We start from the raw sequence: 14,621 nt of genomic DNA on the forward strand, positions 1-14,621 counted from the left end.
GGATAACAATGGAAACAGACTCCATTCTTCGAAAGTAGGAACTACTGTAAGAATAAAGATTGTTGCAAAGGAGATGAAAGACAAAAAAGTGAAGGTGAAAATATGGGAGGAAGATAATATCAAGTGGACCAATGATATGATTTTTGAGAAAGATTGTGTCTTAATTGGTGACAATAATTACCTCAATAATGTACAACTTACAAAGAAGATGTTTGATAAAGCGAAAGATAATGACAGCGATAGTGCAAAACAGGATTATTTTATAGAAGTGATTCATAATGATACGTCTGTAACTTCTGCGGTGATGCCAGTGAGTGCAGATGCTGAGCCAACAGAGGTAGAAAATGGGAATAGTGCAGCGATGGTGAAAGAACCGAAGCAAGGGAAAACTCTTTCTAGTTGTATTTGTAAAGAACAATACAAAGACTTGATTTGGGGAGGAAAAGTCAGCTGTGAATTTAGAAAAAAAGTAGTTGAGATTGCAAAAGAATTATGGCTAAATGATTATAAAAATATGTCTAATAATTTAATGGCAATAATTGCTTTAGAAACAAATAAAACATTTGATCCAAAAACTTCAAATAAAAATGGGTATTTTGGATTAATAGGTTTTGGTGCACCAGTCATTGAGGATTTTCAAAGAACTTTGGATAAATCAATCACAAAACAAAAAATACTAGCCTGTACAGCTGTTGAACAACTTTATTATGTAAAGGAAAGATTTAAATTTGTTCAAAAACATCTTATGAATAATGGAAAAGGAGGTATACTCACTGATTTTACAGATCTCTATCTTGCCGTTTTGTATCCTGCAAAATCAGGTTTGTTACGCGGAGAAGATGTTAAATATAAAGTAATTTTCGATGCATCAAAAGGGAAAAAGTATGAATTAGAATACAGACAAAATCCTTCTTTTATGAAAGAGGAAAATGAATTTGAAACAAAACAAAAAGTAACTTTTACTAGAAATGGGAAGGAGGTAACAGAAGTACTTAGAGGATTTAGTGATTTAAGTAAAGCCAAGACGTACCGTTGGGAAGTTACTGAACAGATTGAAAAGTTTAAAAAGGAGGGAGATTCATATAAAGTAACTACTTTTTCTTGTAATAAGGAAAATAGTGATAATAAAGAAATTGAAAAAAAATCTGACTGGCATAATCCTGTTGATGACCCTCAATTATGTTTGTATACACAAAACGGAAATTATCGTCCTAGATATAATGTATTTGGTAAAGTAAGAAAGGAAAGAACAAAGTTGAATCATCAGGGGATTGACTTTTTAGCATTACCAGGTTCAAATGCTTATGCCTGTGTAGATGCTTATGTTGAATTTATTGAAGAACAAACAGGCTATGGAAATGTCATTTGTTTAAAAGTTAAAGACAAAGAAGCTTTTTTAAAAAGGAAAAGAAATTTTAATTTAGTATATTCATCTGAAGGAGAGATGTTGGAAGGACCTGGATTTAAATATAATGGTGATTTTTATTTATTTTATGCACATCTTCAAAAAATAAATATTCCTAGAGATACTAAAGAGGTAAAATGTGGTATTGTAATTGGCCTCATTGGAACTAGTGGTTATGGGTCAACACATGACCCCCATCTACATTTTGAAATAAGGAGTGAAGCTAGAGCATCAGGTTTGAATAGTCGATGCCATCCAGGAATATTTGTATACTATAAAGGAGAAAATGATATGTCACAAAGTGAAAAAGATTATCATAAAACAATTGCGAAAAAAGCTTGGGATTAAAAAATATTAATATGGTGAATAAGTGTTTATTATTAGTAGTCGCTTTTTTTCTTGTTATTGCATGTAAGAAAAATATAAGTAAAAGTGAGACATCAGAACAGAAGACAAGAATCGAAAAGAGTGACGATGTCTACACTTCATTAAAATTAAACTGTATAGACAATGATGGTATAATAGAGTCATGCCAATATAACAATGAATTAAAAGTAAAAATAGATTATAACTCAAATCCTAATAAAATAAATTTTGAAATCAATAAGCAGAATTTTATTTATAACACAGGATTTATTTTTGAGGGAGTGGGCTCTAATATGTTTCTATATCAAAAGAACTCAGAAAAAATATTGATAGTAGACTATGGATATGAATATTCGTCTAAATTATTAGTATTTCAAATAGAAAATAATAATGTTTTTTTTGTTGAAGAACTAGAGTTTGAGACTCCGGACAGTAAATATTATTATCAGATTGAAACGGACTCTCAATATATGTATATAACTCTAAATAGTGAGAAAAAAGAAATAAAAAGAATAAACATTAACTATATCAATAAAAAAGTACTTGAAAAGATAGACAAACAAAACATAGAATTTATATCTGAATGGAAAGGAGTTTATAATTATTGCGTTCCAAATGTAAGAACCGACACAATTAAATCTGTGACTTGCCATGAAATTATTGTAATGGATGATAAAGCTACTGTAGATGCAAATGATGCTTATTGCACTGGTACATATAAAATGTCAGGAAATAAACATGAATTAGAATTAAAATATGATGGGAATGAGAATGAATGCAAAGATCATTTTTTTAAAATGAAAAAAGTAAATGGTAAAATTCTAGTTTATGATACTGCCAATCCAAATATTGCGAATGAAACTACTAAAGAATAGTATCATAAACAACCGTCAAGTATGAAATATTTAATTTGTTTATTAATCATTACTTTTTCAATATTTAGTTGTCAAAAAAATAGTCAGAAAGAAGGTCTTCAATCAACTGAAATAATCTCAAACACTAATGAAAAATTAATAGATGGTATTACTATTGATAATACAATTTTTCAAAAAAATGAAATCGACCTCAAAAAATATCAATACAATAATCAGTATATTGAAGATATAAAAATTAAAGATTTATTAGACAAAAATTATAGGACTGAGTTTATAAAATTTTTAAAAGAGACAAAAACTGAAGATGATGAATTTAAATCAACATTAGTCTCTCAATTATTGATTATCAGAATGATTCAATTGTCAGATGTAAATGCATTTTACATCTTATCTGAACTTTCTAAAGATAATGATGTAGCCTATAATGGCGTTGAATTATATGGTGAGAAACTTACAAAATTTTTTATAGAGAACCCATTATTTTTTATACAACAGGGAGCCAAATATCATGAAACGACCTTATTAAATTCAATTTTTCCACAATTAGACGAATTTCTTGTAAAACAGTCTTTTTTTAAGGATAATTTGGGTGATATTGATTTAAAGAATGGGCAATTATTTCTCTTCCCAGATAAAGAAAAAGAATTTAGCGAGTCTTTTAAAAGAAAAATATCTAAATTTAGTACTGAAGAGTGTATTTTTTCGCCAAGTTTATACACTGCATGGCAAAACAAAACAATAAATTTCATAGATATCAGTCCACTTTTTGGTGAAGAACTACTGATAAAGCTTAATGTATTTGAAAGAAATTATTTTAACCAAAATATTCAAAACACATTAAAAGGATATATAATTAATTCCGAAAAAACAGCCATCCAGTCTTCATACATCATAATTGACCCAGATGGCTATACCAATTTAAGAAAAGATAAAAATACTTCATCAGAGGTTCTACAAAAAGTAATATCGGGAGAACATATTGAGGTTTTGGATAATACCGGAGATTGGTTTTTTGTAAAAACTAAGGAAGGAAAAGAAGGATATATTCATAAAAGCAGGATAAAATCAAAGTAATGTATTAGTAAGAAACTATCAGTTATTAAATATTCAGTCAGCTTATTAATTGTTTTTTTTCAATATTTAGCTGCCAAAAAAATAATCAGAAAGAAATTAATCAATCATCGGAAAAACTCCCTTTGGGCTACTGATTGCAAATCAGAAAAGTATTAGTATTGAATTTAATATTAATAATGCTCAGTTTTCCATACCTAATCGATTTGCTGAATATTAAAAATGAAAAATATTATAATTCTATATTTATTATTTTCTGTTATCTTATCCTGTAAGGGACAAGATAAAAATGAAGATAGGAACATCAGCGTAACAACCTATCTTGCAAAATGTGAAGGACAATACTCTACTGGGAAAAAATTAAATAAAAAAGATAAAGCATGGTCTCTCAATAGAGATGATGTGGATAAAATTATGAGTCTAGCTACATCTATTACTGTAGATGAATGGCACTTTTCATACCCAATTACACCCTGTAATATTGCTGTAAACAATTATTTATATAAAGGAAAAAAATATGACTTACAAATTAATGGGGGATCATATATATCCCTCTTTGATGGTAAAACAACAATACTTTTAGGTTGTGACTTACCAGAATGTAAAAAATATTTTTTAAAGCCAAAAGAAATTATGGAAGAAGATAAAACATCTCTTTCAAATAATGGTTCAAAGGAGCTTGGACAAACTAAAAGTTATAAAGTAACCTTTAATAAAAATAATTATCAGGATATCATTATTGTAGAAAAAATAGCTGAAGGCTATAATATTGAAGCAAAATCTAATAATAAATCTTTTTTTTACAAAAACTTTGTTTGTGATTCTGTAGAAATAGAAACGAAAACTAAAAATAAGCAAGCCTTCAATTTAATCTTAAGTTTTACTGATCAATATCAAAATGTATTCAGAAAAGTTGTCATTCCAATTTTTTTCAAAAATAATGATCTTTATCTTGAAAAAATATTTATTGCAACCTTGGGAACGAGTGCAAAAACTGGGGAGGAAGAATGGATGAAAAAAGAAATTTCTAAAAAAATCCCTCTTAAACAGTTTGATTTAAATGAAATTATATCAGAATAATAAAACAGATGTGATTAATTCAAAAAATGCAAACAAATAGAATCATTTTCTTAAACATCTTTATAGTGCTATTGATAGGATGTAAAAGAGAAACAAATGCACAAAATAGGGATATCCTAGATACAGCCAAAACTAAAAAAATTGAGGTATCTAAAACGAATTATTTAGAAAGTCTTCAATACAAATCGTTTGTCGTGAGTTGTGGTGGAGGTTGTTTTTATTAAAAGTAAACGCTTTATTAATCAGAATTGGTTAGAGCTTATAAGAGAATAAAATTGGGTTAACAATACAGCATTAAAATAAAGTAATAAAATCTTTAATCAGTTTATTAATTTGTGTCTTTTCAATATTTAGTTGTCAAAATAAAAAAGCAATCTTCTAATAATTAGAAGATTGCTTGTACTCAATGTAGACCCACAGGGATTCGAACCCCAGATGACTGAACCAAAATCAGTAGTGTTACCGCTACACCATGGGTCTGTTTTGATGCTGCAAAACTAGAAAAATTATTTGAACTACAAAAATCAAAATTAAAAAATTATTAACATTATTGCCTATAAATAGCCTTATGTATTGATATACAAATAATTATTTTTTATGAAAAATTTTTCAAAATAGAGGAGATTTTTAAAACTAAATAATAAAACCCTATCTTTGCAAAAAATTGGGCTCCAAAAGTTGGAGTAACCCATTAATAACTTATCCTGAGCAAAGCAAAAGGATTATTAAACATTTTTTATGTCAAATATTGTCGCAATCGTTGGACGTCCCAACGTAGGAAAATCTACGCTTTTTAACCGTTTATTAGAAAGAAGAGAGGCTATTGTAGATTCTACAGCCGGTGTTACCAGAGACCGTCACTACGGAAAATCTGATTGGAATGGAGTAGACTTTACGGTAATTGATACCGGAGGATATGATGTAGGTACAGATGATATCTTTGAAGAAGAGATTCGTAAGCAGGTACAATTAGCAGTGGATGAAGCAACTTCCATTATCTTTATGATGAATGTGGAGGAAGGACTTACAGATACTGACCACGAAATTTACAGACTTCTTAGAAGATCAAACAAACCAATCTATATTGTAATTAATAAAGTAGATTCGTCTAAGGAAGAGCTTCCTGCAACAGAGTTCTACCAATTGGGAATCGATAAATATTATACTCTTTCTTCTGCAACAGGTTCAGGAACAGGAGATTTATTAGATGATATCGTTAAAGATTTCCCAACAACAGAATATAAAGATCCTTTCGAAGGATTACCTAAAATTACCATTGCTGGTCGTCCAAACGTAGGAAAGTCTACAATGACCAATGCCTTATTGGATGTTGAAAGAAACATTGTAACAGATATTGCCGGAACAACAAGAGATAGTATCCAAACCTTATATAACAAATTCGGACATGAATTTGTATTGGTAGATACAGCCGGAATGAGAAGAAAGTCTAAAGTAAATGAAGACCTTGAATTCTATTCCGTAATGAGATCTATCCGTTCTATTGAATATTCTGACGTTGTCATCATCATGGTAGATGCTACTCAGGGATGGGAATCTCAGGATATGAATATCTTCGGTTTAGCGCAGAAAAACAGAAAAGGGATTGTTATCCTTGTAAACAAATGGGATTTGATCGAAGATAAAGAAACCAATACAATGCGTGACTTTGAAAAATCGATTAAAGACAAAATTGGTCAGTTCCAGGATATTCCAATTCTATTCGTTTCAGCTTTAACGAAGCAAAGAATTCTGAAAGCTGTAGAAATGGCAATGAAAGTGTATGAAGATCGTAAAAAGAAGATCAAAACTTCAAAACTTAATGAAGTAATGCTTCCTATTTTTGAAAATACACCGCCGCCTGCATTAAAAGGAAAATATATCAAAATTAAATATTGTGTTCAGCTTCCTACACCTTCACCGCAGTTTGTATTCTTCTGCAATCTACCGCAGTATGTGAAAGAACCTTATAAGAGATTTACTGAAAACCAATTGAGAAAACAATTCGGGTTTACCGGAGTTCCTATCGAAGTATATTTCAGACAAAAATAAAAACAACTTTTAAGAAAATCTGGTGAGGTAAATTCCTTACCAGATTTTTTATAGACCTACCTTATTCCCCGGACATGAATCTGCAAATTCATTTTTTAGTTGTAATTTTGTAGAATCAACGTCGATTAACTGTAATTAAAAACCTAAAATTTTCATGCTTACTATTTTATCGCAAAATTTTTCCCTAGTTAACGAATGGATTAATGAACTTCGAAATGTTCAGGTTCAGCATGATCGGATGAGATTCCGACGAAATATGGAGAGAATCGGAGAAATTGCTGCCTTTGAGATCAGTAAAGGATTGGAAGTAAGAGAAGTTGAAATTCAGACTCCTTTAGATACCATTAAAAGCACGGAAATAGCAGTACAGCCCGTTATTACAACCATTTTAAGAGCTGGAGTTCCTTTATTTGAAGGGATTCTGAATTATCTTGACAGAGCAGATTGTGGGTTTGTAGCAGCATACAGAAAACATGATGCCAACGATTATTTTTCCATCAAACAAGACTATCTGACTTGTCCCAATATCGAAGGAAGACCTTTAATCGTTGCAGATCCAATGCTTGCCACAGGAGCTTCCCTGATTGAAGCGATCAAAGATCTTTTAACAAACGGAAATCCTACCCAGCTTCATATTGTAGCAGCAATTGCTTCAAGACAAGGAGTTGAAACTGTTCAGAATGCATATCCGGACGCTCACATTTGGGTAGGAGCTATTGATGAAGACCTAACTTCAAAAGGATATATTACTCCAGGATTAGGTGACGCAGGAGATCTGAGCTACGGAGAAAAACTTCAGAGATAATATGCTAGGAAAGGTTCCAGAAATCTTTTATTAAGCTAAACAATAAATTAGGTCGTACTTTATCCATGGCATGTTTGGTGTCCGGAAGTACGACCAATTTTGCATTCGGAAGTGTCCTGTAAACATCAGTGCTTTCCTCAATAGTTACCATATGATCCCGATCTCCCACCATAATCTGAACGGGAATATTAATCGTTGCAAGATTGTTTCTCAAAGGTGGATTTTTTCCCAGATTAACCATTAAATCCGCAATAGCAGGAAGGAGTTGTTTCCATTTTGTGCCATGCTGTTTCTCTAAAAGTTGAGCATATTGTGGGATTTTTTCAAGAATCGTATCAGGATTAAGCATTTTACTTTCTTTAATAGCCTGTTCTTCTGTCCACTCAAATTTTGTTCCTAAAGTTATAATTGAGTTGACATTTTCAGAATGCTTCATGGCGTAGCAAAGTGCAACATAACCACCCATGCTGTGTCCCAAAATATATACATCTTTAAGATCATTCTCCGCACAATATTCTGCCAATTCCTGAGTGTATTTTTCTATACTGAGTCCATCCAAAGGAATTTCCACTTGTCCATGCCCTGAAAATAACGGTGTATGAATGGTGAAATAAGATGAAAGCATTTCCAGATAAGGTTTGAATATATCTGAATGACCCAAAGCTCCATGTAATAAGATCAGATTGAGCATAGTTTATTTGTTTTTCGGAAAATTAAACAAAAGAATTGAAACAAGAAAGAAAATAAGTCACTTAAAATTGATAATTTACTGTCATCTTACACCTTGGATTCCCTAAACGTCCACCGCCATCACTAATACACTCACTTTATTATCTCCGGCATTCAGGATTTCCCAGGCAATAGAAGAAACCGTGTTTCCTGTCGTGAAAACATCGTCAATCAGAAGAATGTGCTTTCCGGTAACAGGCTTGGTTAGTGAAAAAGTATTGACTGTATCTATACGATGTTGTTTATCCTTTAAAGCCTGTGCCTTGGAATAATTATTCCGTTGAATTATCTGATGATCAAAAGGTGTTTCATAAAACTTTGACAAAGTTTCTGTATACATATGAAGTTGATTGTAACCCCTTTCTCGCAGTTTTTTAGGATGAAGGGGAACACTTACCATAAGATCTGGTTTCTGATCTTTGAAATCAAGTCTTTCTGTTGTCCATTCTGCCAGAATTTTACCAGTTATTTCTCTGTTTCTGTACTTTAATTCGTGGATGATTTTCCGACTTAAACTTTCTTCTTCAAACTGAATTAATGCATAAGCGTTCTCCACAGGAAAAAGAAGTTTACATTTCTCCTTCATCGGATTATTTTCAGAATAATCATAATGCATAAAATTGATTTGAGTGAAACATACATTACAAACCAAAAGCTCAGCCTCAATAATTCTGTTGCATTGAAGGCATCGGTTGGGAAAAAGAAGATCCAATATCATGAATGTGTTTTTACTAAGATATAAAATTGTTTCATATTATTGTCACTCAGTAATTCAATAACCCATTCATTCAGATATTCATACTTAAAATTCTTTCCTGATTTTCTCTATAGCACTCTTCATGCTAAGATTAAAATGTTCCTTTTCCAATCGTACCGGAGGAGCCTGTCTTACTTCACAATCTGGGATGCTGCAGGATTCACAGGTTACGCCTACATTGATGGTTTTTAATGTAGGTGATTTTATAAATCCAATCTTTTTAATGGTTTGAGGGTTCAAAAGAATCCCCAGGCAGTAACTTCTGTTACTTCCGTCAGAAAAAGGATTTCTTTGTGAGGTAGAAATGACCAGGTAACTTATTCCCTGATCTTTATAATGCGAGATTTGAGCATCGGTAAGCGTTTCATTCTCCTTTAAATAATGCAGGTTTTTCACAGCTATCCATCTGCGGCAATAATGTTCATTAGTAGCATTTGCATGCGGTGCCTGTTGATGGTTCAGATGAAGTTCCTTTAAAATTTGGATTTTATCAGAATCTTTCTTTTTAACAAGGCATAGATAGAATAGATCTTTAATGCCCATTTCTGCAGAAAGAATATTTGTCAGACGATAATAAAATGTTTCCGGTGAATTGGTAAAACTGTTGATTAGCTGTTCAAAACTTTTAGGCTCCCAGGTGTTTTCCTGGAAGAACTCTAAAGCTTTCTCAATTGCAGTATCTTTTGAGATTAATAAAGCACCGGCAAAATAAGACGCATAAAAATTATTCAGGATTTCTTCAAAGCTTCCGAAATCAAGCCATGAATAGGTTGTGGGACGGTTTTTTAATTCCAGAACTTTGAATCCTATTTCTTTTGCGAGAATAAATGTTTTCTGATCTTTTTCAAGCTTCTTATTCAGTAATAATAATTTTTTCTCAGGAATAAATAAAGAACGCAGATTATCCAGTGTTCCGTACTTTTCAAAATCTTCAGATTGAATCCTGTAACCGAACTTCTCCGTAAGAATGCTTTCAAGAATATCAGATTTTAAGTTCTTGTCAATTTGTAAATGATTTTCTTCAATAAATTGCTTAACCTTTTCCTCAATTTCCGGGAAATAATTATCATATAATTCCTGAAATGATCTTAATACAGCAAAGTAAAACCTCTCCTTTCCCAGGTTGTAATTCTGCGAAATTTCTATCAATGCATTGATAAAAGCAGTTACCTTTTTGGGAGCATCACTAATGATACTAATAAGATTATTTTTATTGATTCCGAATAATTCCAACGGAACTTCCTTAAAGAAATCAGACTGAAGTATTTCATTAAAAGGAGCAAGGCTTTTATCCAGTTTTGTAGAAACCAGATCATCAAAAGTACAATTCAGTGCCTCAGAAAGCTGAATGATTTTATCATGTTTCGGATATTTTTTGCCGTTTTCAATTTCATTGAGATAAGATTTTGATAATCCAGTCTTTACAGCAAGGTCTTGTAGAGACCAGTTTTTCTTTTGTCTCTGTTGTTTCAATTTTAGCCCGAAAACCGTTTTGATAAAGTCGCTTTCTGAATTCATTACTCAAATATAAATATTTAGATGCGATTATACGCATAATAATTTTTAAATAAATTTAGCGAACGTTCGCTATTTGTGAAAATTTTTATTTATGTTTGTAATATCAAATCTCAAAATCAGTATGTTATGGAAACTAAGACTCAATTAAGAATTACGACTCAAAAGCAGTTTGAAGAAATTTTTACTTCCGATTTGATAGATTTTCTGATTGCCCTTCACCAGAATTTCAATCAGAAAAGAACAGAACTTTTAGAAGAAAGGAAAAAGATTCAGAAAGAGTTTGATCATGGAATTCTTCCGGCATTTTTAAAAGAAACCGAAGAAATCAGAAAAGGAAATTGGGTGTGTGCTCCATTACCGGAAGATTTGTTAGACAGAAGAGTAGAAATTACAGGTCCCGTAGACAGAAAAATGATTATTAATGCGCTTAATTCCGGTGCGTTAACCTTCATGGCAGATTTTGAAGACAGTACAGCGCCTACCTGGGAAAATTGTATGGAAGGGCAGATTAATCTTACCGATGCCATTAACAGGGCGATAGATTTTGTAAACGAACAGGGAAAAGCTTATAAGCTGAATGAGAAAACAGCTGTTCTGCTTGTTCGTCCCAGAGGATTACATCTTCCTGAAAAACATATTAAGATTAATGATGAAGAGACATCAGGTTCATTAATCGATTTCGGAATTTACTTTTTCAGAAACGCAAAAAAACTATTGGAAAAAGGAAGCGGACCGTATTTTTATCTTCCAAAACTTGAACATTATAAAGAAGCCGCTTGGTGGAATGAAGTATTTGTTTTTGCTCAGGATTACCTTGAAATTCCCCAGGGAACCATTAAAGCAACTGTTTTGATAGAAACTATTACAGCGTCATTTCAGATCGATGAAATTTTATACCAATTGAAAGAACACAGCGCAGGCTTGAATTGCGGAAGATGGGATTATATTTTCTCATACATTAAAAAATTCAGAAATCTGCCGGAATTTATAGTTCCCGATAGAGATCAGGTGACCATGACTTCACCTTTCATGAGTGCATATTCCAAAAGGGTAATCGAAGGCTGTCATAAAAGAAATGTACACGCCATGGGTGGAATGGCTGCACAAATTCCGGTAAAGAATGATGATGAAGCTAATAATATCGCTTTTGAAAAAGTAAGAAGTGATAAGGAAAGAGAAGTGAAAAACGGTCATGACGGAACTTGGGTGGCACATCCGGCATTAGTTTCGGTGGCTAAAGATATTTTTGATCAATATATGCCTTCAAAAAATCAGATCGATAAAAAATTTGAATATCATATCGAGGAAAAAGACCTGCTGGAAATTCCAAAAGGAGAGATTACAGAAAAAGGAGTCCGTAAAAATATCAATGTTGGAATTTTATATCTTGAAAGCTGGCTGATGGGAGTAGGGGCAGCAGCCATTTATAATCTGATGGAAGATGCCGCCACCGCAGAAATATCAAGAACCCAGATCTGGCAATGGCTTAAAAATGAAGCGGTACTAAGTGATGACAGAACATTGTCCAGAAGCATGATTCTGCAATGGGAAAGTGAGGAAATGGACAATATTGAAAAATATATAGGTGAAGCCCGTTTCAAAAGCGGAAAGTTCAACCTTGCCAAAGAGCTTTTCAATGAATTGATATTCTCAGAAAATTTTGAAGAATTTCTCACTCTTAAGGCATATCCTTTTATTTAGAGAGAGTATAGAATAAAGAAACTCACAATATCAAAAACGATTTTTTTTAACCTAAACATTGAAGTTTATTATCAATGGTGATCTGTCATGCAGTATTAGAATTGACAATGATCCCGAATACTAATCAAACAAAATCCAAATATTATGAAAACAAGACAAGAACAAATCCAGGCTGTAGAGCAAGATTGGCTGACAAATCCACGTTGGAATGGCGTAAAAAGACCTTACACCGCGGAAGAAGTTTTGAAACTTCGCGGATCTTATAAAATAGATTATACGATTGCCACGGAAATGGCTAAAAAATTCTGGGATAAATTAAATAACCAGGATTTTGTAGCAGGGCTTGGAGCATTAACGGGTAATCAGGCTGTACAGGAAGTAGATGCAGGTTTAGAAGCCATCTATCTTTCCGGCTGGCAGGTAGCAGCTGATGCTAACCTTTCAGGGGAAATGTATCCTGATCAATCATTATATCCGGCGAACTCTGTTCCTTCTGTGGTAAAAAAAATCAATAATGCTTTACTAAGAGCAGATCAGGTACAATCTGTAAGCGGAGGTGGTAATAAAGAATATCTGGTTCCTATCATTGCGGATGCTGAAGCAGGTTTTGGAGGAAACCTCAATGCTTTTGAACTGATGAAACAGATGATTGAAGCAGGAGCTGCAGGGGTACATTTTGAAGATCAGCTTTCTTCAGCAAAGAAATGTGGTCATTTAGGTGGAAAAGTATTGGTTCCTACACAAGAAGCTGTTAATAAGTTAATTGCAGCCCGACTTGCAGCTGACGTTTTGGGCGTTCCAACGCTTATTATAGCAAGAACCGATGCCGATGCAGCAGATTTATTGACTTCAGATATTGATGACAGAGATAAAAAGTTCGTAACTGGAGAAAGAACTTCCGAAGGGTTTTATGTAGTGAAAAACGGGGTAGAACAAGGGATCGACAGAGGTTTGTCTTATGCACCTTACGCAGATCTGATCTGGATGGAAACGTCAAATCCGGACTTAGAGCAGGCAAGAAAATTTGCAGAAGGAATTCATGCTAAGTTTCCGGGCAAGATGCTTGCATACAATTGTTCACCATCGTTCAACTGGGCAGCAAAGCTGAGCGTTGAAGAAATGTCTACTTTCCGGGAAGAACTGGCAAAAATGGGGTACAAATTCCAATTTATTACATTGGCAGGATTCCATGCTTTGAATACGGCAATGTTTGAATTGGCATTAGCTTATAAAGAAAGAGGAATGGCTGGATATTCTGAACTTCAGGAAAGAGAGTTTGCGTTACAACAGAAAGGATTCAGAGCCGTAAAACACCAGTCTTTTGTAGGAACAGGATATTTTGATGAGGTACAAAATGTTGTTACCAATGGTTCTTCAGCTACCGTAGCAATGAAAGATTCTACAGAAACAGCTCAGTTTCATTAATCATTTTCTATATTTTTTGATGTAAACCTTCTCATTTCGGGAAGGTTTTTATTTGAAATCGATAAAATCGTTATTATTTTTAATGATTTATAACTATTTTTTAAGTGATAATAATTAAATCAAAAATTACATTTATATTTGGAACCGGAAAAAACAAAAGTTTTTTGAATAAAAGAGATAACAATGAAATTAATTAAATTATTTTTTATTGCAGCAGGATTGACACTAACGGCAAATGTTGCAAACGCTCAGCAGAAGATTGGAAATGTAAATACAGAAGACATTTTTGCAAGTTTAAATGAAGTGAAAACAGCAGGTGCTACTATTGATAATCTGACTAAAACAAAACAGGGTGAAATTGAAAAGCTGATCACTGAATATCAGACTAAACTTAAGGCTGCTCAGGATAAAGAAAAAACATTAACTGAAGCGAATAAAGAAGCGGTAACTAAAGAACTTATGGCAGCTCAGACTGAACTGCAAACACTTGGGAAGAAAATTGAAGACGCCAGAGCTCTAGCAGCAAAAGAAATTTCTACGAAACAAGGTGAATTAATTACTCCAATTCAGGAGAAAGTAAAAGCTGCGATTTCAGCGGTGGCTAAAGAAAGAAACTTAAGTTATGTATTTGATGTTTCAGCACAGGAAGCAAACAACCTTGTATATACAGATGGAAGTGAAGATATTACAGCTCAGGTAAAAACAAAATTAGGAGCTTCTGCGGCAGCTACTAAACCAGCAGCTAAGAAATAATAAGCGAAATATAATAAACAATATACACGGAATCAGATCAATATCTGGTTCCGTTTTTTTATTATTTTATGCTTAAATGACTCATTT

General features: G+C 32.8%; 12 protein-coding genes and 1 tRNA gene. 9 read left to right on the forward strand and 4 right to left on the reverse strand.

The window, feature by feature from the left end:
• The 4 genes from AC5YGG_RS09485 to AC5YGG_RS09500 form a co-directional block, all read left to right on the forward strand.
• Positions 1-1,753, forward strand: a 1,753-nt coding sequence (locus AC5YGG_RS09485) for a M23 family metallopeptidase (RefSeq protein ID WP_496144274.1), incomplete at its 5' end; no start/stop codon positions are given.
• An 11-nt stretch (positions 1,754-1,764) separates the two neighbouring features.
• Positions 1,765-2,646, forward strand: coding sequence for a hypothetical protein (locus tag AC5YGG_RS09490; protein WP_496144275.1), 882 nt, complete (start codon positions 1,765-1,767; stop codon positions 2,644-2,646).
• Between the two features lie 21 nt (positions 2,647-2,667).
• A complete protein-coding gene (locus AC5YGG_RS09495; protein ID WP_496144276.1) occupies positions 2,668-3,720 on the forward strand; it encodes an SH3 domain-containing protein in 1,053 nt (350 codons plus the stop codon).
• Positions 3,721-3,939: 219 nt separating this feature from the next.
• Complete coding sequence (locus tag AC5YGG_RS09500) at positions 3,940-4,797, forward strand: hypothetical protein (protein WP_496144277.1); 858 nt, start codon at positions 3,940-3,942, stop codon at positions 4,795-4,797.
• Between the two features lie 409 nt (positions 4,798-5,206).
• On the opposite strand, the gene AC5YGG_RS09505 is transcribed toward AC5YGG_RS09500, so the two are convergent.
• Positions 5,207-5,277 (reverse strand) — tRNA-Gln (locus AC5YGG_RS09505).
• Positions 5,278-5,535: 258 nt separating this feature from the next.
• Between AC5YGG_RS09505 and der the strand changes: the two genes are divergently transcribed.
• On the forward strand, positions 5,536-6,846 hold the full coding sequence (gene der, locus AC5YGG_RS09510; RefSeq protein WP_496144278.1) for a ribosome biogenesis GTPase Der: 1,311 nt from the start codon (positions 5,536-5,538) through the stop codon (positions 6,844-6,846).
• Positions 6,847-7,000: 154 nt separating this feature from the next.
• Entirely contained in the window at positions 7,001-7,651 is a 651-nt protein-coding gene (gene upp / locus AC5YGG_RS09515) for a uracil phosphoribosyltransferase (protein WP_065395019.1), read from the forward strand.
• 4 nt (positions 7,652-7,655) lie between these two features.
• Here the strand turns inward: upp and AC5YGG_RS09520 are convergent, their stop codons facing one another.
• The 3 genes from AC5YGG_RS09520 to AC5YGG_RS09530 form a co-directional block, all read right to left on the reverse strand.
• A complete protein-coding gene (locus AC5YGG_RS09520; RefSeq protein WP_496144279.1) occupies positions 7,656-8,342 on the reverse strand; it encodes an alpha/beta fold hydrolase in 687 nt (228 codons plus the stop codon).
• Positions 8,343-8,444: 102 nt separating this feature from the next.
• The gene (locus tag AC5YGG_RS09525) at positions 8,445-9,098 is read right to left on the reverse strand and encodes a ComF family protein (RefSeq protein WP_496144280.1); all 654 of its coding nucleotides are present in this window, start codon (positions 9,096-9,098) and stop codon (positions 8,445-8,447) included.
• Between the two features lie 84 nt (positions 9,099-9,182).
• Entirely contained in the window at positions 9,183-10,655 is a 1,473-nt protein-coding gene (locus AC5YGG_RS09530) for a helix-turn-helix domain-containing protein (protein ID WP_496144281.1), read from the reverse strand.
• Between the two features lie 126 nt (positions 10,656-10,781).
• Between AC5YGG_RS09530 and aceB the strand changes: the two genes are divergently transcribed.
• From aceB to AC5YGG_RS09545, 3 genes are all read left to right on the forward strand, one after another.
• Positions 10,782-12,356, forward strand: coding sequence for a malate synthase A (aceB, locus tag AC5YGG_RS09535; RefSeq protein WP_496144282.1), 1,575 nt, complete (start codon positions 10,782-10,784; stop codon positions 12,354-12,356).
• Positions 12,357-12,500: 144 nt separating this feature from the next.
• Positions 12,501-13,781, forward strand: coding sequence for an isocitrate lyase (gene aceA / locus AC5YGG_RS09540; RefSeq protein WP_496144283.1), 1,281 nt, complete (start codon positions 12,501-12,503; stop codon positions 13,779-13,781).
• A 183-nt stretch (positions 13,782-13,964) separates the two neighbouring features.
• Positions 13,965-14,534: an OmpH/Skp family outer membrane protein gene (locus AC5YGG_RS09545; RefSeq protein ID WP_496144284.1), complete on the forward strand. Its 570-nt coding sequence runs from the start codon at positions 13,965-13,967 to the stop codon at positions 14,532-14,534.
• Positions 14,535-14,621 lie beyond the last annotated feature (87 nt).

The organism is Chryseobacterium sp. CS2K3 (assembly GCF_059515185.1).

What these genes read in the sequence shown, in the direction of transcription:
- aceA (WP_496144283.1), top strand. Translation starts at nt 12,501, where the DNA reads ATGAAAACAAGACAAGAACAAATCCAGGCTGTAGAGCAAGATTGGCTG.
- AC5YGG_RS09525 (WP_496144280.1), bottom strand. Translation starts at nt 9,098, where the DNA reads ATGATATTGGATCTTCTTTTTCCCAACCGATGCCTTCAATGCAACAGA.
- der (WP_496144278.1), top strand. Translation starts at nt 5,536, where the DNA reads ATGTCAAATATTGTCGCAATCGTTGGACGTCCCAACGTAGGAAAATCT.
- AC5YGG_RS09520 (WP_496144279.1), bottom strand. Translation starts at nt 8,342, where the DNA reads ATGCTCAATCTGATCTTATTACATGGAGCTTTGGGTCATTCAGATATA.
- AC5YGG_RS09500 (WP_496144277.1), top strand. Translation starts at nt 3,940, where the DNA reads ATGAAAAATATTATAATTCTATATTTATTATTTTCTGTTATCTTATCC.
- aceB (WP_496144282.1), top strand. Translation starts at nt 10,782, where the DNA reads ATGGAAACTAAGACTCAATTAAGAATTACGACTCAAAAGCAGTTTGAA.
- AC5YGG_RS09490 (WP_496144275.1), top strand. Translation starts at nt 1,765, where the DNA reads ATGGTGAATAAGTGTTTATTATTAGTAGTCGCTTTTTTTCTTGTTATT.
- AC5YGG_RS09495 (WP_496144276.1), top strand. Translation starts at nt 2,668, where the DNA reads ATGAAATATTTAATTTGTTTATTAATCATTACTTTTTCAATATTTAGT.
- upp (WP_065395019.1), top strand. Translation starts at nt 7,001, where the DNA reads ATGCTTACTATTTTATCGCAAAATTTTTCCCTAGTTAACGAATGGATT.
- AC5YGG_RS09530 (WP_496144281.1), bottom strand. Translation starts at nt 10,655, where the DNA reads ATGAATTCAGAAAGCGACTTTATCAAAACGGTTTTCGGGCTAAAATTG.
- AC5YGG_RS09545 (WP_496144284.1), top strand. Translation starts at nt 13,965, where the DNA reads ATGAAATTAATTAAATTATTTTTTATTGCAGCAGGATTGACACTAACG.